General features: G+C 40.7%; 27 protein-coding genes and 1 pseudogene. 26 read left to right on the top strand and 2 right to left on the bottom strand.

Annotated elements, in window-relative coordinates:
* From trhI to GF617_RS27190, 24 genes and pseudogenes are all read left to right on the top strand, one after another.
* Nucleotides 1-1,083: pseudogene (trhI, locus tag GF617_RS19925) on the top strand (IncHI-type conjugal transfer helicase TrhI); the annotation flags it as partial.
* Between the two features lie 394 nt (nucleotides 1,084-1,477).
* Entirely contained in the window at nucleotides 1,478-2,350 is an 873-nt protein-coding gene (locus GF617_RS19920; RefSeq protein ID WP_000041927.1) for a hypothetical protein, read from the top strand.
* A gap of 57 nt (nucleotides 2,351-2,407) precedes the next feature.
* Nucleotides 2,408-2,785 carry a hypothetical protein gene (locus GF617_RS19915; protein ID WP_000120822.1) on the top strand — a complete coding sequence of 126 codons (378 nt, stop codon included), beginning with the start codon at nucleotides 2,408-2,410 and terminating at the stop codon, nucleotides 2,783-2,785.
* A 60-nt stretch (nucleotides 2,786-2,845) separates the two neighbouring features.
* Entirely contained in the window at nucleotides 2,846-3,823 is a 978-nt protein-coding gene (locus tag GF617_RS19910; protein WP_000810361.1) for a hypothetical protein, read from the top strand.
* 57 nt (nucleotides 3,824-3,880) lie between these two features.
* Complete coding sequence (locus GF617_RS19905) at nucleotides 3,881-4,939, top strand: AAA family ATPase (RefSeq protein WP_000063335.1); 1,059 nt, start codon at nucleotides 3,881-3,883, stop codon at nucleotides 4,937-4,939.
* A gap of 131 nt (nucleotides 4,940-5,070) precedes the next feature.
* Complete coding sequence (locus GF617_RS19900) at nucleotides 5,071-5,244, top strand: hypothetical protein (RefSeq protein WP_001176645.1); 174 nt, start codon at nucleotides 5,071-5,073, stop codon at nucleotides 5,242-5,244.
* Between the two features lie 63 nt (nucleotides 5,245-5,307).
* A complete protein-coding gene (locus GF617_RS19895) occupies nucleotides 5,308-6,435 on the top strand; it encodes a DUF3150 domain-containing protein (RefSeq protein ID WP_000174396.1) in 1,128 nt (375 codons plus the stop codon).
* Between the two features lie 76 nt (nucleotides 6,436-6,511).
* The gene (locus GF617_RS19890; RefSeq protein WP_000762700.1) at nucleotides 6,512-8,518 is read left to right on the top strand and encodes a VWA domain-containing protein; all 2,007 of its coding nucleotides are present in this window, start codon (nucleotides 6,512-6,514) and stop codon (nucleotides 8,516-8,518) included.
* 72 nt (nucleotides 8,519-8,590) lie between these two features.
* Nucleotides 8,591-8,812, top strand: a complete 222-nt coding sequence (locus GF617_RS19885; protein ID WP_000192120.1) for a hypothetical protein — start codon at nucleotides 8,591-8,593, stop codon at nucleotides 8,810-8,812.
* A gap of 113 nt (nucleotides 8,813-8,925) precedes the next feature.
* Nucleotides 8,926-10,158 (top strand): toprim domain-containing protein, encoded by a 1,233-nt coding sequence (locus GF617_RS19880; RefSeq protein WP_000220379.1) that lies wholly within the window; start codon nucleotides 8,926-8,928, stop codon nucleotides 10,156-10,158.
* Between the two features lie 269 nt (nucleotides 10,159-10,427).
* Nucleotides 10,428-10,949, top strand: coding sequence for a hypothetical protein (locus GF617_RS19875; RefSeq protein WP_001011130.1), 522 nt, complete (start codon nucleotides 10,428-10,430; stop codon nucleotides 10,947-10,949).
* A 78-nt stretch (nucleotides 10,950-11,027) separates the two neighbouring features.
* On the top strand, nucleotides 11,028-11,906 hold the full coding sequence (locus GF617_RS19870) for a hypothetical protein (RefSeq protein WP_000762003.1): 879 nt from the start codon (nucleotides 11,028-11,030) through the stop codon (nucleotides 11,904-11,906).
* Nucleotides 11,907-11,975: 69 nt separating this feature from the next.
* Nucleotides 11,976-12,911, top strand: a complete 936-nt coding sequence (locus GF617_RS19865) for a hypothetical protein (protein WP_000691119.1) — start codon at nucleotides 11,976-11,978, stop codon at nucleotides 12,909-12,911.
* A gap of 68 nt (nucleotides 12,912-12,979) precedes the next feature.
* Entirely contained in the window at nucleotides 12,980-13,900 is a 921-nt protein-coding gene (locus GF617_RS19860; protein WP_000991697.1) for a hypothetical protein, read from the top strand.
* A gap of 66 nt (nucleotides 13,901-13,966) precedes the next feature.
* On the top strand, nucleotides 13,967-14,905 hold the full coding sequence (locus GF617_RS19855; RefSeq protein WP_000472041.1) for a hypothetical protein: 939 nt from the start codon (nucleotides 13,967-13,969) through the stop codon (nucleotides 14,903-14,905).
* Nucleotides 14,906-15,076: 171 nt separating this feature from the next.
* Complete coding sequence (locus GF617_RS19850) at nucleotides 15,077-16,033, top strand: hypothetical protein (protein ID WP_000149830.1); 957 nt, start codon at nucleotides 15,077-15,079, stop codon at nucleotides 16,031-16,033.
* Between the two features lie 263 nt (nucleotides 16,034-16,296).
* Entirely contained in the window at nucleotides 16,297-16,572 is a 276-nt protein-coding gene (locus GF617_RS19845) for a hypothetical protein (RefSeq protein ID WP_001004200.1), read from the top strand.
* 44 nt (nucleotides 16,573-16,616) lie between these two features.
* Complete coding sequence (locus GF617_RS19840) at nucleotides 16,617-17,207, top strand: hypothetical protein (RefSeq protein ID WP_000578891.1); 591 nt, start codon at nucleotides 16,617-16,619, stop codon at nucleotides 17,205-17,207.
* A gap of 7 nt (nucleotides 17,208-17,214) precedes the next feature.
* Nucleotides 17,215-17,472, top strand: coding sequence for a hypothetical protein (locus GF617_RS19835; protein ID WP_001371933.1), 258 nt, complete (start codon nucleotides 17,215-17,217; stop codon nucleotides 17,470-17,472).
* A gap of 73 nt (nucleotides 17,473-17,545) precedes the next feature.
* The gene (locus tag GF617_RS19830) at nucleotides 17,546-18,082 is read left to right on the top strand and encodes a hypothetical protein (protein WP_000107167.1); all 537 of its coding nucleotides are present in this window, start codon (nucleotides 17,546-17,548) and stop codon (nucleotides 18,080-18,082) included.
* Nucleotides 18,083-18,098: 16 nt separating this feature from the next.
* Nucleotides 18,099-18,545, top strand: a complete 447-nt coding sequence (locus tag GF617_RS19825; protein ID WP_000549069.1) for a hypothetical protein — start codon at nucleotides 18,099-18,101, stop codon at nucleotides 18,543-18,545.
* A 90-nt stretch (nucleotides 18,546-18,635) separates the two neighbouring features.
* Nucleotides 18,636-19,598: a DNA replication terminus site-binding protein gene (locus GF617_RS19820; RefSeq protein WP_000119428.1), complete on the top strand. Its 963-nt coding sequence runs from the start codon at nucleotides 18,636-18,638 to the stop codon at nucleotides 19,596-19,598.
* A gap of 9 nt (nucleotides 19,599-19,607) precedes the next feature.
* Entirely contained in the window at nucleotides 19,608-20,513 is a 906-nt protein-coding gene (locus tag GF617_RS19815) for a hypothetical protein (protein ID WP_001198595.1), read from the top strand.
* Nucleotides 20,449-20,793: a hypothetical protein gene (locus GF617_RS27190; protein ID WP_001805195.1), complete on the top strand. Its 345-nt coding sequence runs from the start codon at nucleotides 20,449-20,451 to the stop codon at nucleotides 20,791-20,793. Before GF617_RS19815 ends, GF617_RS27190 begins: the two co-directional genes overlap by 65 nt.
* 21 nt (nucleotides 20,794-20,814) lie before the next feature.
* Here the strand turns inward: GF617_RS27190 and GF617_RS19805 are convergent, their stop codons facing one another.
* Nucleotides 20,815-21,990 (bottom strand): tyrosine-type recombinase/integrase, encoded by a 1,176-nt coding sequence (locus GF617_RS19805; protein WP_000795949.1) that lies wholly within the window; start codon nucleotides 21,988-21,990, stop codon nucleotides 20,815-20,817.
* Nucleotides 21,991-22,159: 169 nt separating this feature from the next.
* On the opposite strand from GF617_RS19805, the gene GF617_RS19800 reads away from it, so the two are divergent.
* Nucleotides 22,160-22,372 (top strand): Hha/YmoA family nucleoid-associated regulatory protein, encoded by a 213-nt coding sequence (locus GF617_RS19800; RefSeq protein WP_001285422.1) that lies wholly within the window; start codon nucleotides 22,160-22,162, stop codon nucleotides 22,370-22,372.
* A gap of 360 nt (nucleotides 22,373-22,732) precedes the next feature.
* Nucleotides 22,733-23,815, top strand: a complete 1,083-nt coding sequence (locus GF617_RS19795; RefSeq protein WP_001232447.1) for a hypothetical protein — start codon at nucleotides 22,733-22,735, stop codon at nucleotides 23,813-23,815.
* Between the two features lie 165 nt (nucleotides 23,816-23,980).
* Here the strand turns inward: GF617_RS19795 and GF617_RS19790 are convergent, their stop codons facing one another.
* Entirely contained in the window at nucleotides 23,981-25,480 is a 1,500-nt protein-coding gene (locus tag GF617_RS19790; RefSeq protein WP_001284318.1) for a helix-hairpin-helix domain-containing protein, read from the bottom strand.
* Nucleotides 25,481-25,492 lie beyond the last annotated feature (12 nt).

Here is a 25,492-nt window from a genome sequence, read left to right as displayed (position 1 = left end):
ATCGGCCCAGATCCGCGAAATTTTAATCAGCGAGTCAGCTTGGGAAGAAATGACCTGCTTATTCGCACCTTCCTTAGGTGTGAACCTGAAATTTTAGAGGTGGCCGGAGCACTGATAGGAAAGAATGTTTACCGTTATGCCAAAGAGTTACGCTCGGCAAAAAAGGGAGGGGGAAAGGTCACTTTTCGTTCATATGTAGATATGGAGGAACAGATACAGGGTATTTTAAGCCTTATAAATCAGGATCCACATGGATGGGCAATTCTAAGCCGCAATAATGCTCACTTGGATGAGCTAGAAAGTTTGATCGAACAGCCAGTAATTCGTTACGGAGGTAAATCATTCTGGGATGAAAAAGAAACAAGCGATGTGTTAAGCCTTATGGCCTTTTTCCGACAATCAAATGATCCTCGCTTAATGAAGAGAGTATTGGCATTGTTTGGAGAACAGGAATCAGTTTTGGATGAAGTGGCATTGAGTATGAGAGGAAGAAAAGTTACTTTTGGCGACCTTGCCATCCCGGAGGACAGTTCTCTCGAAACAAAAACATTACATTCAAACTTCGTGCGCTTTACCCAGGAAAGTTCTGATAAAGTTGAGATAGCAAAACGTTTCGCCAACCTTACGAAATGGATGGAATCGTCGTCAATCAAGATGAGGAGTAATAAAGGTACAGCAACCTTAACAAAAATTGCTTTAGACACTTGTAAACAGTGGGCAGAAAAGACTGGTTGGATGAATATGATAAATCGTGCTGCTGCAATGTCATTAGGCCCTAGGAAGAAGGACGAGGAATACAGCCCAGAGAAAGTAGTCCTATCAACCTTGCATGGTTCAAAGGGTCTTGAGTGGAATAAAGTAATAATAATGAGTTGTAATGCGGATCAGATACCAAGTAAAAGATCAGTTGGGGAGGAGGCAATAGAAGAAGAAAGACGTTTGCTTTATGTTGGATTTACGCGTGCAGAAAAGCAACTTTTTGTAATGTGGTATGGTGATCCTTCTTTCTTTTTAAGAGAATGCAGTGAAGAAAAGATAAAAGAAGCAGCTAATATTCGAATTTCTCCACTTTATACAGAATAATTCGATATGGGCATTTACTTATGCTTAAAGCTATAGTATAAAAACAATGAGCTTAAATATCAGCTCCCAAATTTGAGTAACTTTGCTTAAAGTTACTTTCGCGTTAAGCGTTGATTTAGCCGTGAAAAGCGGCCAGCTTAAACAAGCTGTAAGACACCACCGGCAAAATGTCACCTTTGTCGCTGGTGCACTTCCCATGCCTGCAAAAGGCAATCTGAATTTACCAAACCGTAACTAATTTAGCTCCTCCTGGGGCTATTTTTGTTGCGTACTTCTAATGCCAGATAGTATAAATCAGGCGGTTCATAGCTTACGGGAGATGAATGACAGGCTTTGCCTTCGTGTTGAAACAAAAATTTGTTTCTTCCTTCTTACTATATATAGGTGACCCCAAATGTCTAAAAATAAAGCTCGCAGTAAAGCCCTTCATCAAACCTTTAGTGAAATTATTCCAGAGATGGATAAGGCGCTAAACAAACAGCTCTTAGAAGTTCTGATGAAATATACAGAACGTGATAATGAACTGATTGTTATTTTGAATGAGGACGGCCCAAATATCATTGAACTTAAGTCTCTTAAGCCTGTGTCTTTGTTGGCCGAAAAGCTTTCTGCTTATTCAAGCTATTATCATGTGGATGTTGTGGAGCTCGTGGTCAAGAAAATTGATTTCGAAGGAGCTTATAAGCTTCTTAAAGCTTCCCCAGATGTACCACTTTTTAAAAGCTTAACTGAACTGGATAAATATCTTGTTGAGGAGTTTGAAAAATACGGATTAAATTCATTTCTTGACGTGGATAATCTGGATTACTCACTTGAAAAAGCCAGTGAACTCAAAAATGAGCAGTTAATAAATTGGGTTTCGGACATCATTTGCAAACGTGAAAAATTAACTTTACGTAAGCGTTTTGATGTCGCAGTAAAGGCCCACTACGAAAATGTAGAAAAAATGTATGATACCATTCGTCCGTTAATGAAAAAACTGGGTTTCCCAGAAGATCTCATGACGCACACCTTTAGTGAGTTAAGCGTTTTTGAAACTAAAGGATGGGACCATGCAATAAAATCGAAAATTGAGACTCTCGCTAAGCGTGAAACTCAATATTTAGATGATGCGGCTAAAGCAGAGAATCGACGTCTTGTAACAGAGAAGTTGGAGAACTCTTTAGCGATTGCACCAACTAAACCAACAAGAAATTGGTTACATATTGCCGGAATTGCCTGTTTGGTAGTCTGCACGTTCATGTATGTAACTAATAAATTTATTTAATCCTGTTAAGGGGGAACCCTAACGGGGCTTCTCTTTGAACAAATCGAGGAGCGGAAAATGTCATATCTTGAATATATCAATGAAGTAAAAGTGTCCGGGATAGTTATCAGTGCTGTGGAGAAAAAAATGACTGACCAGAGTATAGGTTTGTTAATAAAGCTCAAAAATAGGATGAAGACAGAAGTTGATGGTGAAATCACTGAGAGAGAATTTTCAGTTCAAATCAAGGTGTCGCCTGAAATGTATTCAACCTGTTTCACTGGTATAAATCAGGGTGATGAGTTGATGGTCTCCGGTTATATTGTTGTCGATACTATTATGATTGAAGGGAGAGAACATCCTCTTGACTACATGAGAGTGGTAGCAACAAGTAAGTTGGCTCACATACCTAAACCTCTAAAAGGTTTTGGACAAAGTAGCTTTAATCAGATCTGACATTAAACCCACCCTAAAGGGGAGAAATCCCTTCATGGGATTTCTCCTTTTGGAGTCCCCATGAAACAAAAATTTAGGGCTACTGCAATAAGTAGTAATCAACTTAGTTTTTTTTCTATATTCGATATAGATGAAGATGAAATAACGCAAATAGTTGATTCACCCAAAGAGCATTTAAATGATGCATACACGTCCGGATTAAACTTTAAATCAGATGAAAGTAACATTTCTGAGATAAATTATGATTCTGAAAGGCGTGAAAATCACCTTTATGAAAAATCCAAATTACTTAAAAATCAGATTTTGCATACAATTAATTTTGCAGCAGAAACAGATTATCTATATTCGGTTGAAGAATATAACCCAGATTTGGGTGGTCTGGTAATAGAATGGACCCCTGAGGATGTGTATGTTGTTTTTCTATCCGCTATGGAAGAGTCTTTGGAAATCATTAAAGAACTAGTGTTGAGGAGAAAGTTATTCTTCAAAGATGACAATGGTAATATCACAGTGAATCCACTTTTAGAAGCTGAAACACGGTGGTATATGTCAAAATCATTTGAATACACTTGTTTATCTCATGGACTTGATGCATGTGAATTTAGAGCGGAATTAAAATCATGGCTCTATTATCATTCGCATCGTTCGATTAGTGAAAACACGAAATTAGCTGAATGCAGGAATGATGATGAAATCATTTTGCATGATTGCAATGACGATATGGGCTGGGACATCTTCTTTGATCAGGATTATTTAATGTCAGAAAAAAAACTGGCTGTTAAATGGACTGACAGGGAAATTATGGATGTTTACATAAAAGCTTTTAAATCCACATTAGAGTTGTTTGACGAGCTTGTTTCATGTGATCTGTTAACTAAACGAAACGCTTTTGGCAAGTTAGAAATAAATCCAATATTCGAAAATCATTTTGAATGGATCATGTCTGAAGCTTTTGAAATAGTGGGAAATCATCTTGGTTATAATGTGCCTCAAATCAGGAAACTGATGGCAACTATTTGCCAAATGAATCTCAAATAAAATGCCACTGGCAAACATCTGCCAGAGGGCGGTGTTTGCATTTTACCGGAGTTAAAAATGTCTAATGCCGCTATGAAGTTAAATGAAACATCTTCTGATGCTTATGAAAAATTAGAAGCTCTTCTTTCCCCGGATGTTATAAAGTTAAAACATTATGTGGATAAAGGTGAGTATCTTTTAGTTCTAGCAAAGGACCTTTTTGGTATTCCAGAAATGGATCCAAAGATGGCTGTGCCTGTTTTCAAAACTAAAACCTCGTATCGAGCTCCGCTGAACAAAGACTACATACCAAATCCCCGAATACTTGAACAAGTGGTTAAACTGCTTATCAGTCCGGATATAGATTTAAGTGTGTGTCTTAAAGGTGAGTCCGGTTCTGGCAAGACTGAAATGGTAATGTACATTAGCCACATGATGAATTGGCCGCTGACAATTAAGCAGATCAACAGCAATATTCGAGTTGATGAGCTTGAAGGTGAGCGCAGTCTTAATGGTGGTAATACAGGTTTTGTACACAGCGATTTGGTAACGGGATTTCGTAATGGTCACCTCATTCTTCTGGATGAAGTGGACAAAATCGATCCTGATACGGCAGCAAAACTTCACATGCCCATTGAACGTAAGCCCTGGTCACTCAGTGCTAATGGTGGTGAGGTTATAACTGCTAATGGCTACACGCGATTTATTGGTACTGCAAACACAAACATGAGTGGAGGCGCTCGCCGGTTCGTTTCTTCTCAACGTCAAGATGCAGCTTTTATAAAGCGGTTCTTGATAGTTGAAATGGAGAAGCCCGACAAAGTTGCTTTAACCAATGTGCTTACTAAACGATATAGCTCTTTGCCTTTTCAGGTCATTGAGAAGTTCGTAAGAGTAGCGATTGCAGTAAATGACTCTGGTACAGAAGACAGTGTGATGGATATTCGTCAATTAGTAGCTTGGGTTGGCACGTCGATGACGTTAAAAACCTTTAGTCTTCTTGACACTTTCAAAATAGCTTTTGCTTCTGCTTTACCTTTACATGTGGTCGATCTTGTTCTTCAAGCTATAGATCTTTCTCTTGGCGAAGACAAGGATAAATCGCTGGAGTATTTCACAGCAAAAAAGTCGAGTTAGATGGGATTTGTTATGAAACCTCTGATATTTGTATCTCAGAGTTATCCCATCTTGAATTTAGTGCGTTTTTAAGTACGGATGGTGCTGCTACCATTGCTATAGCAAAAAACGGAACTAATTTTACTGGACTTATGCAACTGAATAACGACTATTCTTTATTGTTTTATCATGATGGTAAAATAAATATGGAAGGTCTAATTAAAGAAATGGAATTAAAAGGTTATATGTATCAGGGAGCAATGGGCAATGATGATGTTGCCGCTGAGTTTCCCGGTATTCTTTTAATTGCACCAGAGAAGCTTTAATATCAACCCTATCGGGAAATCTTTCCCGTTGGGGAGGGTTTCCCCTTTTTTTTGGAGAAACCCATGACTTTAAATACTTCAATGCTTAACAAAGTATCTGCAAAACAAATCTCTGAGAATTTTGCAAAATCATATCCAGATTTACTGGAAGGTGCAGTTATAACAAAAATTGAAATAAGTGGCTGTCAAGGATCGCGTCGAACCGATAAAATCGATTTGTCTTATGATGGAGATGATATTACGGATCAAAAAAGCGTATCTAAAAGCGAAGTACGTTGGATTGACATAAAAGCCCTTAGCTTCAAAAGTACGATTACCAGCAGAATATCAACCCTTTGCTCACGCTTGTGCATCCGCTATAGCAATATGTGGATTTTACCAGTTTCCAGTATGGAAGAGTTTCTGGAAGGGGCCCAAGAGATTGAACGAGAGTTTCAGGCAGGTATTCAAAACGTTGTAGACAATTATGAGATGCATATTGAGGCTGAAAAAAATAGAAGCCCAAGAATGTCTTCTTTGATTGATCAGTTGAAATTAACTAAAGATGATTTCATAAAATCCTTTAGATTTAATATTGCTCACTTTATTCCTTTTACGCCTATTAGCGTTGAAGGTGATGAAACCCAGGACTACTATCAGGAACAATTGATAACAGATCTGGCAGAAGAAGCAATGAGGGTTTATGAAAAAATTAGTAAAAATAATAATTTGCGCTCAAGTACTATTGACCGACTGAAGCAAATGCAAAATAAGATCATTAGCTTCATGTTTATACATAAAGAGGCGGCAGTACTTGCAGAAGCTATAAAACACATAATGAATAATTTACCTAAAGGTGCCATTTCTGAACCTCGCGACGTTGCGGTGTTACAGCAGTGGTTTTATTTCATGAGTGATGCTTCAATGTTAAAGCGTATTATTTCAGGAGAGCAAAAGGTTACTGACTGGTTGGAATCTATTACCAGATCATTTAATCAAAGCTCACAAACAGAACCGAACGCGCTACAGAACACAGGTATTGAAGCTATTTTAGATTCAACAAATGTGTTTCAGGTTGAACCTGTCGTAGAGAACGATATAAAAAACAGCACGTTTTCAAACACTGATTCTGTAGCTGAACCTGAGAAATCAGTTTCGCAACAGGAAGACAATGCTGAAAATGGTTTTGATATCGAGCTCAAAGGCTGGTAACTGTTTGCTTTATTAAAAACCCCAGATGGGTACTTCACCATCTGGGTGAGTACCCCTTTTTATAAAGAGGTATTCTATGAAATTAGATCTTAAATCATCGCCGCGCCATATTAAGCGTTTACAGAATATAGCAAAAGTCATTAGCGGCTTAGGCGATGTAAGAGTTGTAATAGACGACAATACCAAAGGACCGTATTTTGATCCTGTCAATAAAGTTTGTGTTTTACCAAACGGCGATTATAGCGATGATGACTTTGTCAGTCTGATTGAAGGTTTTACCTGTCATGAAGCTGGTCATGGTCGCTATACCGTCAGTGAGGTTTACAGTGACGCCTTTAATAGTGTTCTCATGTCATCTGAAGGGTTTACACGCTTCGATGACGGAATGAATGCAGAGTTTGAGAGCCTCGCTGAGAAACGTAAAGCTTATAGCAGGGCAAAACGTCTTACCGGGCTTATAAATCTGTTCGATGATGTACAGATGGAAGAGAAGGTTGGTAACGATTATCCGGATGCAAAGCGGCGGCTTGCAGCCACTTACGCACTGATGGTTAAAGCCGGAAGGATGACTCCTGATATATCTTCTCGTCCGGAAAATCCTGTCCTATTTATTGAGTGGTATCTGCTTAACTCATTGCGAGTAAAAGTCCTTCAGCAGGTAGGTCACAAAGAAACCCTCGATCCGTTTTTTGACTATGCCCAAAAGATACTTTCTCCAGTAATTTCTGATGTTGAGGAAATTTTTCATGATGCTCTTGGTTGTGAAAATACTCAGGGCTGTGAATCCCTTGCTCGTAAGACCCTGGCTCTTTTAGAGAGACTGCGGGATGAGGCAAAGGAACAACAGCAGCAGACAGAGCAGGAGGAGCAGGAGGCATATGATGAATCCGAGACCGATACCGATACCGAATCAGAAGATAAATCGCTTACGTCGACTGATAGTCGTGAGGATGATTCTGAGGACGATAGTGAAGGTCAGGCAGATACTTCCGATAACGCTGATCTTGCTCAAGAGGGATGTTCTGAGCCTTCAGAACTTGCTGAAGATAACGAGGGAAATAATGAACCCACCGGTGGCAATCCCACGGGTGATAACATTATTGAAGACGATACTGATGCGATTAACCCTTCCGAGAGTGAATCAGATGAAGCCAGTTCGACTAACGTTGAAGATGAAAGTAACTTTTCATCGGCTCAATGGGAGATACTGGCAGATTTGTTGGATGCCTTTCTTAGCAGTGATGAGGATAGCGAAGATTATCACGATGCTTTGGCTAAAGAGATTGAAGGTATTGCATCAAAAGTATCCGATGACGTGAAAGCCGAATTCGGTGCTTCTGAATGGGATATCCCTGATCTCCTTATCGATTTGAATGTTTACAATGAGGCTTTGTCTCTGAGTCATTCAATCGGTAGCGACTTGTCTGTTTTACAGCAGGTTAAAATGCGTGGCCGAAACAAAACTCATGAGCGTGGAATTACCTTCGATGGAAATCGATTAATTCTGTCACAAATGGGAGTTCGTGATGTCTTCAGAGCTCAAAGCGAATCTAAAAATAGAGGGCATGTTGGCCTCGTATTAGTTCGTGATATTTCAGCGTCAATGGCTAATGATGAAAGATATATTCATGCCATTAAGTCAGATCTTGCTTTATCGATGGCCGCTGAAAGTTTGTCAAAAATGCATGTCTCCAATATAGTTTTTCCCTTCAAGGAAAGTGAATTTGAGATTATCAAAACGTTTGATCAAAGCGTTGAGGAATCTCTATCGAAATTCACTCTTGGATGTAAGGGTTATTATACCCCTACGGGATCTGCTTTAATGGCAGCTGTTGATCTGTTACTTGACAGCCAATTCGATAGGAAAATAATTTTTCTTATAACTGATGGTTATCCGAATAAATCGGAATTTACTATCGTCGAAGTTATGGAAAAGGCTAAATGTAATGGAATAGAAATCGTTGGTGTTGGTATTAAGACTGATGAAATAATTGGTTTTGAAACGGACACTTTCGTAACAGTTGATGATACTTCTTTATTGTCTATTGAAGTCAGTAAGCTAGTTCATCAAATACTTTCTTAATAAACTCTACCCAATCGGGGCAAAAAGGCCCCGGTGGGTCTTTTTGCTCCATGAAGGAATAAGGAGCAAAATATGACTCAGATAAAAACTTACCGTGTAGAACATGAAAAAGTCGGTGCGATGCATAAAGTCCGTATTTTCGGACGTGTTGGTGAAGTTATAAGCAATGATAGCCCTCAGGAAAGAATCTTCCGCGAAGTCACTATAGCGGAGGGTAATAGCCAGCAGGCTGCGTTACTTGTAGATAACTACATACAGCGTCTTGAGAATAATGGCTTCACGACTGAAGCATAAATGTTGAGGGCCCCCGGGCCCTCTTTCTTAAATTCTGCGTTGTGGGTTTCTCCCTGTCTTCTGCACCGCAGAAGGCATTGAGAAACTCACAATGCCAGATAAGAGAGATCATCATGACTTATGCATCCCCGGCTCTTCGTCGTAAACCACAGGAAGTATCTGAACACTTTATTAAACTCGTTCATGCTCGAATTGCTGAAGTGTCTGGCTGGAAGTATATATTCGAAAGAATACCTGCTTTCAAAGACGCTTGTGCAAAAGCCCCGAGCCAGGTTCCTTGCCCGTTTACTGGCGCAGGGAAATCGAAGTTTCGTTTCCGACAAAAAGACCTTTATACCGGATGTGCGATCCATAATGACTTTCCGGTAAATGAGTTTTGCGACGGAATTGATGTTCTGGCGAAATATTATGAATTAAGTAAAACGCAGACTTGCAAAAAGATTCTCTCAGATTTTTTCGGGATGGATCTGCATGCTCCGTTAACTGACGCCGACATTGAAAATGAACGACGCTATAAATCAGCAGTTCGTGCCACAGAAACTCTTGACCGAGAGGAAGTGGCAAAGCGAATGCGAAAACTTGATGTGATGTATCACTATACCGGTGAAATAAAGCCTAATACTCCTGTTGCTTTGTACCTCCGTAATCGTGGGATCTCCCGCTTACTGAGTCACTTACCAAAGGATTTAGGCTTTAATAACCGGATCTACTATTGGGATAAAGATAAGCAGAAATCGATTATCTATCCGGGAATGATTGCAATCTATCGTGACACCCGAGGTCGGCCTCTGACTATCCATAGAACATACGTAGACAAAAACGGTGATAAGGCACCTGTAGAAAATCCAAAGCTGATGATGAAGCCTCCTGCCGATATGACAGGTGGCTCAATTCAGTTGTTTGACCCTCACTATGATTCAGGTAGTTCGACCTGGACACTGGGAGTGGCTGAAGGGATCGAGAATGCGCTTTCTGTTGTAGAAGCGACTTCAACACCATGCTGGGCAGCCAGCTCCGCATGGTGCCTTGAAAACGTTACTGTTCCTGATTTTTTACTGCCTCCGCCGGATGTAAAATATATAAACTTTTATATCTGGGCGGATAAGGATATTGCTAACTCACAAGGCACTCGTGCCGGTATCGAAGCTGCTCAGCGACTTCAAAGCCGCATGGTTGAGTTTTTGGCTAAACGATATCCCGCATCAAAGCTGACAATTGAAGTCTTCGAACCAGCACAAGATATTCCTGATGGGAAAAAGGGTATCGACTGGAACGATGTTCTCCAGTTAACAGGGCAGGATGGATTCCCGATTCACTGGGCTCCTGAATGTCTTAATCAGCTGTAACAACGATAACTCCCCCGCATTTTGCGGGGGGGGTTATCTTATCAATATTATTTTTTAAATTGTATTGATAAGATAACCGCTTTCCTTCGTGATAATTACCTGCCTTTAAGGTCTTTTCACGGCTGAGATGCTTGCTCAGTTAAATAAATGTGCGGTACTACTGGCTATGGTCGGTTGTATGACATGGTTATTCCATAAACTATTAAAACCCATAACGGGAGTATTACCGTTATGGTGATGCTCGTCGTTTTACATCGGAGAGCATTTTAATGAATTTTCAAACTAACGAAGTTTTTAATAAATTTGCTGCTGTTATAAAATCGCGCATCGTCAATGAACCATCGTCATGCTATTTGCTGCATGATAATGAGATAGATATAACGATTTTGAAACATGGCATATTAGAAAATGACAGAAACCTGTTGTACGTAGTTCGTCCTTCAGGAACGTGTTTGTTGCGTTGTGACAAATATTTCTATCCGAAATATTATCTTCGTTGCCGTGGAGATTATAAGTCATTCATATATGTCCATCTTGATCTACATAGTGGTGAAGCTAAAGAAATCACATGGGAGCAAGCAGACGATATGCTGTCTAGTCCAGGAAAACCCCCATTAAAAGGAAATCTTGGACGATTTGAGTATATAAAAGTTGTGGTTGAGGACCTTCGTATTCGAGGTTACGCTGATTATCTTCCTGCGTATAATCTTGATGACCTTCGCCGTTTTGCCTTACAGGACGACCGCCCATCCCTTGTCAGATACATTGACAATGTAATGGCAACGGTCTGATTGGTTGCTAATTGATTTACATATTTTCCCTGATGGCCAACCTGCATCAGGGAGGCCTCAATAACGACTGGAGGCTGTATGAAGTTAGCTACGGACCTGGTAAAAGCTATTTTGATTAGAAATGGTGTTGAACCAGTAAATATAAGCGAATCATCTAAATTATCTTTGAAACAACCACTGACAGAACTTAAATTCAGTTTATATTTGCGAACTGAGCATTTATCTCACTTCCTACCCGGTTATGTTTATTCTATAAAAGAATGTCCACTGTCATATGACATCGGGATCGAAATTCAGAAAATCTTCGAAAGTTTACATTTGTTAAACGAAGAATTTGAATCCCTCGGTTTTGTTTCTGTATGGATAGAAATGCATCAAAGCATTTTTGAACAAAGTCGGTTTAAGAAAAGTAACTTTACTTTTCGGGAGGAAGAGGTCGAGCTTGCTAAAGGGCTTGTTTGTTCTCACAATTCACAAATAAGTAATGCGGCTTATTTCTGGCTTCAGCACTTTGAGGAGTTTATGATTTATGTTCGTAATAAGCTTATCGACCTCTTTCGAGAGGCCTATGACCTGATCCTTGGAATGCAGCAAGTATTTTTCATTCGGGAAAAGGAAGAGCTGTTGAAAACTATAAGTTATGGGGATGACCTGTATGAGGTGAAATTAATGGCGGCTGAGCTTTACTCTATCGAACAGAACTTAAAGTGTTCTGAATCGATAAGTACAAAATCTCAAGCTTCGGCATATATTAACCGCATCCGTGAGTTTGTGCGTTCGGGGTGGAGGCAGGGCTATATAGTCTGCCATCATAAGCGAAGTAATCAAATCTCATCATTGTCATTACCGATGTACTTGAAAGATACGTCAGGCCGAAGTGCTCGAAAGCGAGTAAAACGTCTTATATCTTCTACAGTTTGTGGTAGAAATAAAGATTTAGGTCTTACAGATTTTTAATTAAATTATACCCATGTGGGGATCACACCCCATATGGGAGTGATCCCTTTTTTATTGAGAGAGGATCACATGAAAATTATCGAAAAAATCATTAATGCCTTTTTGGTTGTTCAACATAAAAAAATACAGGTTAAAAACATTACATTTTTAGACAATGGGCAGGGCATGTTCTCTGGTATGTCTTTTGATGCTGATGTTTCACTGGAGTTTATGTATGAATCAGCAAAAGCATATAGTTCTTGTTTCTGTGATATTCCCTTTCCAGGTTTTGAAGATGCAAATCTGGAGGAAATTACGAAATTTCAATTAGATGCTTTGAAGCAAAGAAAGAATCATTCTTTCATTGTTAACCATTTGAGGTTTCCTATAGTTTTAAGGGAAGGGTGCAAAATCGAAAGAGGAGAAGTCTATTCAATTTCGAATTGCACTTATAATAAAGAAAGATTGCAGTATCTTTTTTCTCAGGATATTTACGGTAAGTTGTATAATTCCTTAGAGAAAGAATTAAGCTCGTTTTTCTCATTTATCAATGTTGAGGTGCACGAGTTGTTAAAAGATGCTGTATGCTTTGCATTAAAAATCCTGAATAAGATATCTTTGGATACACCTGAAAGACTTATTAAAGCTTTTAATTATCGTGACTGGTATTGTAGTTACGATGTTGAGCTTTTTAGGAAAGGCTTACCTGGTCATATTCTGGAAGAGCTCATTGCTCCAGATATCTTACTTTCAGACCTTAACGGTTGTAGAAAAATACTTAGAAATGCAAAACGATTTCTAAATGGACATACAAAAACCAATTGTGTTTATATTAAATATGAATGGTGGTTGGGGCCTGTGGATACCTCACACTCAGCTAAGTTGATGTCTGACAAAGAAATTAACAACCGAAGTGACTTGAAGAATTTTTCAAAGGTCTTTTTCAAAGAGTGTTTAAGTTCTGGTAAGTCGGAATATGAAAACCATCTTAGTGAAAAAGAACATGCGCTTCGCTACAATTATTAATTAAAATTATTTTCTCCCATAGGGATTTCTCCCTTTGGGAGAAATCCCTCTATTAAGAGGGTATTTAAATGAATGCGATACAAAAGTTAGTTGAATCTATTCTTGTTAAAATGGGTTTTGTTGGCGCTGTAGTGGAAAATATATATTTGGATTCAAAACCATTTCGGCATATTCGATTTGTGGCTGATATTCCAGTAATATCTTTTCTACCTCATTTGGTGAAATATCTTAAGGGCGCAGACCATCTTTACTGTGGTAACGATGATTTGCATCCTCTTTTCATTTATTTTTCCGAAGCGGCTACATTAAAAGCAGGCCCTGTAAATCTCGCGAACTTTCGTTTTGAAGTTTCTATAGCTTCAACTCATTTACGACTGGTCTCAGAGCAGCCTGATTTGCTTATCAAAGGATTTAACCGGGATAATCTAGAATACGTTTATTACCGCTCAGATTTGGCCTCTAAGGATCTTATACTAGGCCTTGTTGAACACGGTTCTCCTTTCATAAAACATCTACATGGACTTATACAAAAGCGAATTTTAAACGAGTTCTCTCTGATTTTTTCTGTTCTTGAAAAGATTTTAGAAAGCGCGAAGCCACAAATTCTTGCTTGCTTCCATAGTGTTGATTATGAAATGAACGTAAAAATAATAGCCGAAGCTATACCTGAAACTGTATCTAATCAGATAGTCACATCTGATTATATAGTTAATTCTATATCAGATGCGGACAAGTTTATAAATCATGTTCGTCGCTATTTAGCAGGCAGGGTAATGAAGAGGCGGATATACGCTGAATTAGATGTTTGTGAAGAAACATCAAATATTTCACTAGTGAACTTAGGATGCTTTACGTCTCCTCTGCTCGTTACGGAATATCAAATGTTTAAGCCACACTCTTCAGGGTTATATCGAAAAGCTATAAACAACTCCTTAAAACAGTTCAAACCAGAAATGCATGTACCTTCTGAAGAACTCTTTTATAATTAATCTAACCCATCCGGGAACTTGCTTCCCGGTGGGAAGCACTTCCTTTTTAGTCATGAGGTAGTGTAAATGTTTAAAGAATCTGACCACGTGGAATTTGTTAGTGCCTTTCTTTATCAAAATTTAGGCCTTAATGTTCCCGCTGACGATATAACCGTTCAATTATCTGATACTTCGTTCGACAAAGTAACCTTTGATTACGATGTAGATATCGATAATTTAAATTGTATGTTGGATCTCTACATATCTGAACTAATAAAGCACAACGCATCTTACTCCGATTCTATTCTTTTGAAACAAAAAATAATTTATTTTCTTGGAGTATTTAAGAATTTCGGATTTTTTACGTTTGATATTCGCGGATATAGTAATACTTTAAGCCCAGTTAAAGTTATTGATATTGTTTCAATGATTATTAATGACTGTGAAGAGTTATCTAAAGCTAATTCTTCTACTGATGCTATAAGAAATCTTTATCTCGATAAAATGAAGGTGGATGGGAAAGTGTTAGTTGCGAAATTTGCACTTAAACAGTTTTTTCATTCCGACTTTGGTGACTTTATCTCATTTGTCGAGAAAAGAATTACAGATTGTCTTAATGAAACTTTAAGGATTATCAAAGCTGTTGAACATGGCTTTGTACGTGTTGGGCAGCATAAGATTAATCGCCGTATTAATGATGACTTAAAGTTATGCATTGATTTCAATACTGATGATTATCCGGCAAATATGCCAGATATATATATTAAGTTTAACGATACATTTGATGGGAACGGGGCGTTATATTGTGACAATGATGCCCTCATATCCCTCTATACCGATGTTGCTTCAATTATCAATGTGCCGGTGATGATGGAAGTAAGATTGATCAATAAAAGAGGGCGTGTTGTCTGTGATTCTTCGCATTCAACTTACGTATCTCTCGAAAGTAATGACCGATACAGAGTAACTGATCGCACATTACTAATAACTGAAGCTTTTGACGATTTTCGTAACGCGTCTCAATGATCCTTTTGCTTCAGTCCAAAAAAGTAACTTTGGTTGGCTGAAGACACTTGTCTATGACAATGTAAAATCTGTCGCTGGCATCTTCTTTTAGCTTAACCAAACTTTTATCTAACCCAGTGGGGAAGTCGCTTCCCTTCTGGGGCACTTCCTCTCAAATTTGAGGTAGTGTATATGACACATTCATCTGATGATAAAAACTATGTCCGAGCAGTTCTGAGCTATCTTGGCATAGATTTTGATGAGGCGGATATAGTATTAAGTGTTTGCCATTGTCAAAGTGACGAGCTTTCTTTTACCTGTAATATCAAAGCTATTGAACTCAAGAATGCTGTTGATTTATATGTCGATAGTATCTCTGAGAATGAAATAGAAGCTTTAAACAGAGAATCTTTAAAATCTCGACTCTGTTACTTTCTTGAGGTGTTTGACGCAGTCTCTGGTCAGTACCTTGAGATTTCAGGAAAACACTTTGCAACTAGCCGTTTTGAATATGATGATGTTTGTAGTGAAGTTCTTAGCATGTCTAATGATGTTTCTCAGTCGAAAGGTTATGACCGGGATGAATATAACAGACTGATGCAGGTTGATGGTCAGGTTATGATTGCCCGTTTTGCTTTGCAACAGTTCTGGGATACTCATTTTATTGGACTAATAACATTTGTATCTGAGTCTATAACATCGAGCCTCTATAAAGCTTATGAAACTTTTAGTGATATAAGTTTGGCTTGCTATAAACTGAGTGAATATTCTTATTCACGCTCTATCAACAGTGAATTGACCCTTAATATTTCACTTAAAGAAAATGACTTCTGTGAGGACCTATCTGATTGCTATATGGAAGATGAGGCTTTACCTTCTGGTAGGGTAATTTCTCGACGCAACAATGACTCCATAATAAGTATTTATGAGAGCTATGCTGCGGCTTCTTATATTCCGATGATTGCATCTTTGGAAGTCGTTGATGAATACGGCGAAGTGGTTACTGACCTCTGCCATACCGTTTATGTTTCAGAGTTAACCGGTGGGCGGATTAAAATCCACGACCGTAATGACTTAGTATCTGAAGTTTTCGATAACCTAAGAAATTTAAATCTTGCAGTTGGAGATTCAGTTTCACAAGCTGCTTGATTCTTTCCCTGATTTTGATTTTTTCTCACATACTCTTATGGCACGGTTTCCGTGCCTTTTTTTTGCCTCGCTTACAAGCGTCTACTCCTCTTCTACCTATCCCACCTTACATCACCACTTAAAATCTATCTTTCTAATTCCATTATCCTTTTCGTAGCCTCTAATGCTCTGGTATGAACATACTCTTTAAACTCAAAAAAGTGCTATTAACGAAAAAAAATCCCTAAAGAGATTTGTATACTGTTCTCAACCAAGGAGAGCTCATGAATGAACTAAAATCCAAAAACGAGAACAGTACCAAAAGCAACTTTCCCCCGGTTGATAATCAGTTTTGCTTTTACCATGTTGATTTCAGCATAGAACGACTACTTTCAACGGCCGAGGATCTCCAGTTTGAGTACATCTTCCAGAAACCTGGAAGTGAAGTAAGAAAGGATTTGGTTGAGCGATTCGAACGTGGAGAGCGCTTTGTTACAGCTTCACACTGTGACAATTTCTGTGAAATCCTTGGTTGTCAAGGCCATCAGGAAAATGCATAAACCCATAAACCTACATTTCCACTTTTAAGGATGTTCACTAAAGAATGATTGGAGAAAGTATTTTTGACTGGGTAATTTACGGAATATCCATTTTGATATTTGCCTCAGCACTAATTGAAGGAAAGACAACTCGCTACCCAGCACTTTTTTTCTATGGGAGTTTAATTTTAATGTTAATCCTGATAGTTGCTGGAGGCCTTAACTGGTGGTTCTACAGGTCAAAATATGGCGCAGTAATCGTTATCTTCACAGTGGTCTCTTTACTGATGACTCGATTCCGCCTGGTCATATATAAATTAAGATTAAGAAAGTTAGTTTCAGAAATCAGATTTCGTATAAAAACGGGTTTTCGTATAATTCTTGTTTTGTCGGATAATGAGGATGAGCGTAATGTTCTGCTGTCTATGCTTAGCAACGTATTGCCAGAGCAAACGCTTATTCACACGCGTGATGCTCTCGGACCTCATTCAGAGCCTATCCTAAAAGCTCTTGAGCTACATCATCAACAGGGAACAGGTTACATACTCGTCTGTGAACAACAAATCTCAGCGCGTACGTGGTTGAGTATCGTAGAAAATGGGAAACCTGATACATCTATAGCTGTTAATTTTCATTCGATCCCAGAAATGGAGTGATTTTTCAATGAGTAGAACCGTTTCACAAAGTGTCACAGAAGATTGTCTTTTTGATACCCGCACACAAGTCAGATTACAACTAAGTCGAAGCGTTCATAAAACGCTGGCATCTGCTAAAGAAATTTTACAGGGAAGGGGGGTTGATTCGGTCTCTATTGAAGATCTTGTGCGAGCCTGTCTTGAAGAGAACCAGCCAATTGATCTAGCCTCACTTTACCTTGAAAATCTCTTAAAACAGAAAGGTACCAGCATTTGCGATTTTTAGTGTTTTCAAACCTATTAGATAAAATGCCGGTTGTGTTTATATAACATCAATAATTTCATGCAACAGGTAAAACATGAGTACTCAAAAGCAACTTTCCAGAACTACCGGCACTGAACGTATGTTTAAGGAAGAGCTGGCGTTATCCTTAATTTGTTGGGTTTTCACCAGTCCTTTTACCAACTGGACCGATAAAGTCTTCAGTGGTATTGAAGTTCCGTCTGAAGGACCGTCATCATTACGGGGTGAGACAGAAAAATTCTTTCGTTTTGTCGTTAATGAAGAAGGCTACGACGCAGGAAGGGCTGCTATTGGTCTTGACCTATGTTGTTTTTCACTTCCGTTGTGTTTGTTCCCGGACGCTGCCCTGTCTGAGGAAGAGGTTATGAGTAAGTTAACCGGAGAAGTTATCCATGGAATTCTTCTTTCCTTACCTGAGTTTATTGATATGCCAGAAGTGCTCGCTTACCAGGTCAGGGATGAAATTCTTGCTTTTAACACTCGCTGTGGAGACGGGATCTTTCATGGTTGGAACACGGCTTCAGAATTGTGGAAGTTTGAAATCTTTCCCCGCACCACCATCATGATGCAGCATACTTCGGCAATACATTAAAATTAGGCGGGGCAGAATGCATAAAAAACTTTTTCTTCTCGAATGGAAACCCTGTCAGAGCCGCGTATGGGCCGGTTGGATGGCCCTGTGGTTGACTATCAGTTTTCTGATGTTATCTGCCTTGCTTATGACAGATCATCTCCTGAACAAAGTCATCCTGCCGCCAACATGGTTGTTGATCTGGTTTTCGCCAATGCTGGGGTTTTTGATAAAAGTTCGCGTCGTCGAAACTCAACATTTCCTGGAGCATGACCTCTGTGTTGCAGGTTTCTCTTTTTACCGCTGGAAGAGGTTAGTTTCTCCCGGGCTTTGGTCAGTTGACTGTATAAATGGTCGTTTTCGCCTCAATCGGATCACCCAGGTGGGTAAGACTATCCACTATCCATGGCGTCTCCATTATCATCCTTTGTTCATGAGCCCTATCGAACATAAATCGCATGCTGTGAAAGCTGTTTCAAAATGACTTCTTTAGAGGTTTACATGACATTTATGTTCTGCAAGGTCAGCCTGGGCAGCAAAATTGATTGGAAATAACATGAGCCTGGAGAAACGTATGAGTTATGACGATTTGCCCTATTTTCGTGACCAGATTCTGGAACGCATCGACTCGCTCAAGTGTTTTCTTTCGAACACCCCCCCGATGATGGCAAACCTGATGACTGTCTCCACCGTATCTAGAACAGAAGAGCGCTTGAAGCAGGTTAAACCCATCAGGGTTAGTATTAAAGACGATGCTTCGGTTGAGGAAATTATTCAGGCACTTACTGACATCTGTGTGGATGACATAGAGTCATTAAGTCATGATTCCACCAAAGTAACCACTAAATACCCGGGTCTAATCATTGTCCCCGAAAGAGCAGATCTTCTCGAAAGCTTGATCACTTCTATAAACGAAGCAAAAAATGATTTTGCTGCGGCAATGAGGCGTATCGATAATAAAAAGAATGTCCGTTTTGATAAAGTGCACAAGAAGCTCCCGGGCCTTGTCGCTATGCACTCAACAAGAAATATCCTTTTCATCAAGTCCCAGCTTAAAAAAGTTACTTTTTCATGGCGGCTAAACCGAAACCAGGAAGTTAAAACAGCAGAGCAACTTGTGAGTTTGTTGGAGCGCAGGAGAGCCTCAGAAGTAAAAAATGTAGCAACTACCAATTTGAATGTCGTGTCTAATATCGATAAGGCTTTACACCGTCTTGAATTTCACCCACTGAAGCAGGGCGAATCTTATCGCCTTTGTCGAACTAACTCTTTCCCTGTTCCGATTGCTCACATTTTTGCATTTAGGCCTGAAGGGCAGGAACGAAACGGGAATAAATATGCTGAGACTGATTATTCAGTAGTAAAAGCATCCTTGCCCATTTTCGCAGCAGGCAACATACCTCAATTAAAAACGCTCTCTGACTGGGCTCCTGAAAACAGCCAGGGTCCGTCCAACCAACGGAAGCTGAGCCTGAAATATACAGAACTCGTGCCGGGGGCTGAGCTGGGCATTTTCATTGTCAGCCCCGAAAATTAAGGAACAACAATGCAATGGATTTCCACAGCCAGCCAGAAAATCGATGAGCGTCTCTATCGTGTCTGCGTCTGGGTAAAAAAATATCACGCTGATGCGATTAACCGCGTTGTGCTAACCGTTGATCTAAGTAAAGCCCGACATGACCCTGACGAGGACCAGGTAAGAGCAGAGCTGCTGTGCGGCCATTATTTTTTGCTTCGTAAGGAAAACGCTTCGAACTCTGCGCCTGACGATCAAAAGTTTGCTTTCCTGCCTGACGGGCGCAATCTGTGTTGGCAGACCGCAACCCCGGTGCTTCAGCATCTCCTACTCAATAAAAACGTTCCTGAGTCGCTGAGGTTGCTTACGGACTACATACATATGCGTCTGGCCAGGCTGACAATGGTACCTATGTCCGGAACCATCATGAACGAGGCTCTGCTGGACAGCATCAGCTGGGTTAAGGTGGATTTGACCTACTTCTGGCAGTACGAACAGCTCAGCTCTCATCTGGGACCCATCCAGATAACCCACAAGGCACTTGTACGCTTCGGGCACCTGGCAAAGAATGATGAAAACTCCAGTGCCATAAGAATTCTGCGTCAGCGTCTGTCTTCAGAATTCTTACAAGAATTTCAGATGGCTGAGGATGAGCTAAAGCGCAAACAGTCGTTGATGGGCACCATGGACGTGAAAATGCTGTTTCATGCTCATTACCCCAGCCAGAAGATGCTGGTGGCTCGATATAAAAATGGTTGGGTAATGGTGGATTGTTTTCTGTTTCACCATACCAAACCTAAGAAAAAAGCAAAAAACAAAACTACTGTGGCTAAGCCTCAACTTAAACAGACTAAAAGAGAAGGGAGTGAAAATGGAACTGGGCATTATGGTGTGCATCGTGTTGTTACTCTCAGTGGCGGCGGCGTGGATCAGTAATAAGACAGTTGATTTGCTCGAAAGATTCTATTTCAAGCGTCCGCTGAGCATGGAGTACGCGGCATGGCTACGTGTAATGTGTGCAGGCTTGTTATTAGTTTTTATTCAGGTTGCTCCCCAATTTACACTCCTGTATACCCTTAAACTTGTCACGCTTATTAATCTTGGAATCCAGACAATGAAATTAAATGGCGTGTACAAATATAAAAGGACGGGAATTTTGCCTCCGGGAGGGGCACTCTCTAATCTCACCAGACTTAACCCGTTCAAGAAAAAATAAAGTTATGCGCCCGTGAGGGCGCTATTCATCAAAGGCATTTCGCATAAGCTTGATCATGGCTTTTTTACCAGCTTCAATATTGCGAATGTAGCGCATAACCATTTCTTCATTCGACCAGTTCCCCATTTCCATAATCTGTGGTAGCGAGTAACCTTCAATATCCAGCTGTATCGCACCGCCTACACGAACGCTGTGCCCTGTCCAGTAACGGGTTTTAGTCTCATTTGGATAAAGCTCATTCCACATTTCTTTAAATGCCCGTAAAAGGGAATTTTTGCTGAGCATACCGGCATCGTCCACAGTGTCTTCCTCATCTTCATCGTTCAGAAGACTTTGTTTAGCACGGTAGGGCAGGTTATGCCGTTTAAGAAGCTCAGATAGCTCATTCCCTTTACTCCGAAGCTTCCAGCCGGGTGGCATATAGCCTGTATCATGGAAATTTACGGCCTGGAAAAGGTATTCATCCGGATGACTGTGCTGATCCATTTTCACAAGGTTCATCAATCTCAAGAGGCAGTTAGTTAACTGACGTGTCAGCCGGTAGGTAAGAAGTGTACTGATGTTCGTTTTTGTACGGTATACCGTCAGGTTAAATTCACCGGTCATACTATCCAGAGACAGATCTTTCAGACGTATACGGCGAATTTCGGATGAACGGAGCAGTGTTTCAAAGCCTGTCCAGATCAGGCACAGGTCACGAAGCTTACGAACTGAGTTTGTAGTACTGCGTAACTTTATCAGAGCCTTGAGATCGCCAATAAGAAAGGGAGTTGCCTGTTTAGTCGTCTTTCGCTTCCGGGCTTCCGATTGTTTTAAGGCTTCCAGCATGTACCATGCTTCAGACGTAATAATCCCGGGCAGGTTAAGCCCTTTTTTATGGATACTGTTTAAGGCCTGAAGACAGCTGTTTATGCTGCTTCGTGACAATTTGCCTTCAAGATGCCCCATAAACGCCAGCAGAGCTTCCTCAGACACGGGGAGCGAACTTACTGGCCAGTCTGTATGCAACCGGGCATTCGCCTGATACCATTCGTTCCATACTCGTAGCCAGTGCAGATAGGTTTTAGCTGTGTTGTATCTCAGATGGGAAAAGTAACGGATCAAGCGTGAAAGCTGTTTATCATGGTTGCCGAACGTTTCCAGCTGCTGATGCAATTCGCTTTCCGAAAACTGTCTGATCACTGATTGATTCTTCATCCTGCTCACCGGGATACACTGGTTTTATTTACAGTCATTTTAGCACTCATGTACCTGGTTATGAACAGGGTGGAAACAACGAAAAAGGTTGTGAAATCGTTAGGCTTAAGTGAAAAATGATATTAAGATTATCCCTGGCCAGTTGAGGCCTGTCTAAAGAAGGTTGATTATGTCTGACACAAAGCAGTCTTATTTAATGAAATTCCGTAAGTGTAGTTCGTTCGAAACGCTCGAAAAAGTATTTGAAAGGTTATGTGAAAAAAACTCGGGTGTCGCCTCTCTTGAAATTTCTGGTGCTTATGATCATCGTAAAGCTGAACTGACAATGAAAAAGTTATATGACAAAGTTCCTGCGAGTGTGTGGACCTTTGTTCGCGAGTAATTATTGATATTGGCACAACAAAAAGACTGTGTCTGGATTTGAAAATAGTTTATGCCCCTTTCGGGGCTAAAGGCACTGTAATAGCCTGTCTTTTTAACTTTCTTATTAAGTTCGGAGAAAGACTTTAATCATAAGCCAAGCCCACTGCTAAATACATCCGATATTCTCCTTAATTTTAGAAGTTGTGATAAAAGTTACTTTACCTAAACTTCTCTCTCCATATTTGTAAGGCTCTCATTTGATTCTTGTCAAACATTAATCTGGAAAACTAAAAAATCATTTCTTTTAATTCGTTTTACAGAAATCCTCCTCCGTTATTTCGGATATAGTTTGAATAATTATCAAAAACGGGGTGCAGCCATGCGTAAGAGTTACACATTTGGTATTCCATTTGGACTCCAGAGAGAATCAGGACTCTTTTTAGATATTACAGAGGTCAGCCGGGGTATCGACTGTAACTGCATCTGCCCCGCTTGCAAAACTGATCTGTTAGCAAAGCAGGGGGAGGTCAAGCTTTGGCATTTCTCACACAGTACTGCTGTAGCCGGTGACTGTGATGGTCTGATGGAAGCCATCCGGGGAAAAATTATTGAAGTCATCAACGAGCACCAGGTTCTTGGTTTCCCAAATCTTCTCGCTGGCGACGATGGTGGGCCGGTTTCACTGAATGAGGTTATTGGAAGCGGCAGTATGTTCGGAGGCACAGCTGATCTGTTCGTAAAGGTTAATGATTTATGTGTGGCCGTCTTTCTGGACAGGGATCGTAGCATTTCTGCGAAGTTAACCTTTGACCACCTTCATCCTTCCGAAAGAGTTGCCGCATTGCGTATCGATCTTCCAGATATTGAATATGAAATCAGTCAGGTGCAGCTCGGGCGACGTAAAACAACATACAGTGAGTGCATTGAAAGCCTGATCATTGATGAGACCAGTTCCCGGGAATGGCTATATCATCCATTAATGCATGAACTTGAATCTGAACCTCTTCAGGAGTATCGGGGACGGGAGCCTTCAGAGGAAGGGCCTCTTCTTCAGCGCCTTGCTGACTGTAAGATGAAATTGCCTGATATCCTTCCGGGCAGTCATAACGCGTTAGTCAGGTTACAGCAGGATACGATTGTATGTCTGTGTAGGTTAACGGTTCGGGCTTATGACATCGCTCAGACCGATGAATTTCCTTTGTTCCTTCGCTATTTCAGGTTGCACTGCCTGGAAAACAGCGAACATGTCAGTTACGAAAGACTGATCTGCTGGCAGGAAATGATTTCAAAAACCCAGGAAGGCCAGTCCTTGACACAAAACGAACTTGAATATCTTCATGAGATTGTCCGCATCGCCTTATACAATCACCGGCTTAACAATGTCAGTATTTCAGATGTTAAAAACCATGACACAGGAAAGGAGAGCGGCAGGGTAGAGCCACAAAACTATTCACTCTTATAAATAAATTGGGCTTTGCGCATTAAACCCTTGCCGCAGGAGGTGTACCGCATATCCGGCACAGACAGTCAGTTTTTCTGGCAGCTTAAATTTGACACAGCTTAATATAGTGATTCATTAAACAGGTTCAGTATGCTGCCAGAACGTTTTAGTCGTTATGGGCGTCCGTTAGTTTTCTACTAACTGAACGACGACCAGCCTGCCGCCTTCCTCCTTTGACAGAACAAACTGAGCGTTATTCGTCAGTTCAATTTTTTCCCCAATGGCAATCTGTCGTTTATCCGGTAATGACATAAGCCCATTTATGCCTTCATTTACTAACCACCACTGATCGTTATGGAAAACAAAATACCCAACTCGTTTCCTTTGCAAATCGGTTGTACGCTCATTTGGCGCAATGAGGCGATTCACATGCCACGCATAGATTGACTGCCCGCTCCACACCATCAACCGGTGGTCGTCAGGACGATAACTGCCTTCCTTTCGGGAAGAATATAAATTTAGAACCGGTAATTTACCCTTGTATGGCGTACCGCAGTAGGGACAAACCGGCTTTGTCTTACCCGAGAAAACGTACCATTTCTGTTCACACGCCTTGTTCTGGCAGGGCTGTATCAGATCGACTGTTTTAACCAGGGCGCTTTCCCACTCATCGGCGGTCGGGCGTTTAGTGGCATCGTGTAAGCCATCTATAAAGGCGCGCTCAAACAAAGGTGTCAGATAAGGGCCCATGATGGTGTAAGGAATTTTCTCCGGGTCAGCCCAGGGCAGTGAAAAGGACGATAGCTGACTGACTTTGACTGCATTGCTTTTGTCTGTCGGATGTTCAATGAAGAGTGCCTTCTCACCCATAGATAAGGTCTCATCACGTACTTCATCCGACATGTCATGTATTTTTCCGCCACGTAGCGGATGACGGAAGAACAGATACATGTAGATAAGCACCGACAGCGCATGACGGTCAGTAGTAATGCTTGGCAATACGCGGTTCGGATCCTCTTTGGAAAGATGACTGGTTTTCACCACTTCCGGAGCGATAAAATCCGGGGTGCCCACCACGTCGGGAGGATACTTTCCAGGGACAACCAGGCCGTCTACGTCAATGATGCAGGCATGTCCCATTTCTGGATCGATAAGCACGTTTTTATAGCTTAGATCGCTGTGACAGAGACCTGCCGCATGCATCCTTCTGACGGCTCTTGTCAGCAGCAGACAGACCTTGAGATAGGTAAGCGTATTGCCTCGTTCACGTGGGTCGAGAAATTTGTTCTGGTTGCTGGCGCTGGCAAACCATTTGCCTTCCTTTTCACGACCTTTTATGCCAAGAAAATCATCGTTTTTAGAGCCGTATTTAAAGAAAAAGTAGCTTTTGTAGGTTGGAACCACGATGCCGATTTTATGCCCATGCTCAACAACATGGGTCGGCCAGCAAAACAGGTCCTTCCAGTATTCACCTCCGGACTGGCCAAAAATGTTTTGCCTGTAGCGTCCGGTGATCATATCAATCCGATCCCGGGCCTGCTCGTTCTGCGGTTTATGATAAAAAGCGACGACGTATGATTTATCAGGCGAAAAGTAAACATCCTTCATCGAGCCCGAACCAATTACCTCGTCAACATACTGGACTGTTTCGCCGTCCTTTGTTTTGCACGTAACGATATTTGCCATATTGATCACCGA

The sequence above is a fragment of the Lelliottia sp. RWM.1 genome (assembly GCF_016859735.1).
Classification (GTDB): Bacteria; Pseudomonadota; Gammaproteobacteria; order Enterobacterales; family Enterobacteriaceae; genus Enterobacter.
This window is presented reverse-complemented; position numbering and strand designations above follow the sequence as displayed.

What these genes read in the sequence shown, in the direction of transcription:
- GF617_RS19920 (WP_000041927.1), top strand. Translation starts at nt 1,478, where the DNA reads ATGTCTAAAAATAAAGCTCGCAGTAAAGCCCTTCATCAAACCTTTAGT.
- GF617_RS19915 (WP_000120822.1), top strand. Translation starts at nt 2,408, where the DNA reads ATGTCATATCTTGAATATATCAATGAAGTAAAAGTGTCCGGGATAGTT.
- GF617_RS19910 (WP_000810361.1), top strand. Translation starts at nt 2,846, where the DNA reads ATGAAACAAAAATTTAGGGCTACTGCAATAAGTAGTAATCAACTTAGT.
- GF617_RS19905 (WP_000063335.1), top strand. Translation starts at nt 3,881, where the DNA reads ATGTCTAATGCCGCTATGAAGTTAAATGAAACATCTTCTGATGCTTAT.
- GF617_RS19900 (WP_001176645.1), top strand. Translation starts at nt 5,071, where the DNA reads ATGCAACTGAATAACGACTATTCTTTATTGTTTTATCATGATGGTAAA.
- GF617_RS19895 (WP_000174396.1), top strand. Translation starts at nt 5,308, where the DNA reads ATGACTTTAAATACTTCAATGCTTAACAAAGTATCTGCAAAACAAATC.
- GF617_RS19890 (WP_000762700.1), top strand. Translation starts at nt 6,512, where the DNA reads ATGAAATTAGATCTTAAATCATCGCCGCGCCATATTAAGCGTTTACAG.
- GF617_RS19885 (WP_000192120.1), top strand. Translation starts at nt 8,591, where the DNA reads ATGACTCAGATAAAAACTTACCGTGTAGAACATGAAAAAGTCGGTGCG.
- GF617_RS19880 (WP_000220379.1), top strand. Translation starts at nt 8,926, where the DNA reads ATGACTTATGCATCCCCGGCTCTTCGTCGTAAACCACAGGAAGTATCT.
- GF617_RS19875 (WP_001011130.1), top strand. Translation starts at nt 10,428, where the DNA reads ATGAATTTTCAAACTAACGAAGTTTTTAATAAATTTGCTGCTGTTATA.
- GF617_RS19870 (WP_000762003.1), top strand. Translation starts at nt 11,028, where the DNA reads ATGAAGTTAGCTACGGACCTGGTAAAAGCTATTTTGATTAGAAATGGT.
- GF617_RS19865 (WP_000691119.1), top strand. Translation starts at nt 11,976, where the DNA reads ATGAAAATTATCGAAAAAATCATTAATGCCTTTTTGGTTGTTCAACAT.
- GF617_RS19860 (WP_000991697.1), top strand. Translation starts at nt 12,980, where the DNA reads ATGAATGCGATACAAAAGTTAGTTGAATCTATTCTTGTTAAAATGGGT.
- GF617_RS19855 (WP_000472041.1), top strand. Translation starts at nt 13,967, where the DNA reads ATGTTTAAAGAATCTGACCACGTGGAATTTGTTAGTGCCTTTCTTTAT.
- GF617_RS19850 (WP_000149830.1), top strand. Translation starts at nt 15,077, where the DNA reads ATGACACATTCATCTGATGATAAAAACTATGTCCGAGCAGTTCTGAGC.
- GF617_RS19845 (WP_001004200.1), top strand. Translation starts at nt 16,297, where the DNA reads ATGAATGAACTAAAATCCAAAAACGAGAACAGTACCAAAAGCAACTTT.
- GF617_RS19840 (WP_000578891.1), top strand. Translation starts at nt 16,617, where the DNA reads ATGATTGGAGAAAGTATTTTTGACTGGGTAATTTACGGAATATCCATT.
- GF617_RS19835 (WP_001371933.1), top strand. Translation starts at nt 17,215, where the DNA reads ATGAGTAGAACCGTTTCACAAAGTGTCACAGAAGATTGTCTTTTTGAT.
- GF617_RS19830 (WP_000107167.1), top strand. Translation starts at nt 17,546, where the DNA reads ATGAGTACTCAAAAGCAACTTTCCAGAACTACCGGCACTGAACGTATG.
- GF617_RS19825 (WP_000549069.1), top strand. Translation starts at nt 18,099, where the DNA reads ATGCATAAAAAACTTTTTCTTCTCGAATGGAAACCCTGTCAGAGCCGC.
- GF617_RS19820 (WP_000119428.1), top strand. Translation starts at nt 18,636, where the DNA reads ATGAGTTATGACGATTTGCCCTATTTTCGTGACCAGATTCTGGAACGC.
- GF617_RS19815 (WP_001198595.1), top strand. Translation starts at nt 19,608, where the DNA reads ATGCAATGGATTTCCACAGCCAGCCAGAAAATCGATGAGCGTCTCTAT.
- GF617_RS27190 (WP_001805195.1), top strand. Translation starts at nt 20,449, where the DNA reads ATGGAACTGGGCATTATGGTGTGCATCGTGTTGTTACTCTCAGTGGCG.
- GF617_RS19805 (WP_000795949.1), bottom strand. Translation starts at nt 21,990, where the DNA reads ATGAAGAATCAATCAGTGATCAGACAGTTTTCGGAAAGCGAATTGCAT.
- GF617_RS19800 (WP_001285422.1), top strand. Translation starts at nt 22,160, where the DNA reads ATGTCTGACACAAAGCAGTCTTATTTAATGAAATTCCGTAAGTGTAGT.
- GF617_RS19795 (WP_001232447.1), top strand. Translation starts at nt 22,733, where the DNA reads ATGCGTAAGAGTTACACATTTGGTATTCCATTTGGACTCCAGAGAGAA.
- GF617_RS19790 (WP_001284318.1), bottom strand. Translation starts at nt 25,480, where the DNA reads ATGGCAAATATCGTTACGTGCAAAACAAAGGACGGCGAAACAGTCCAG.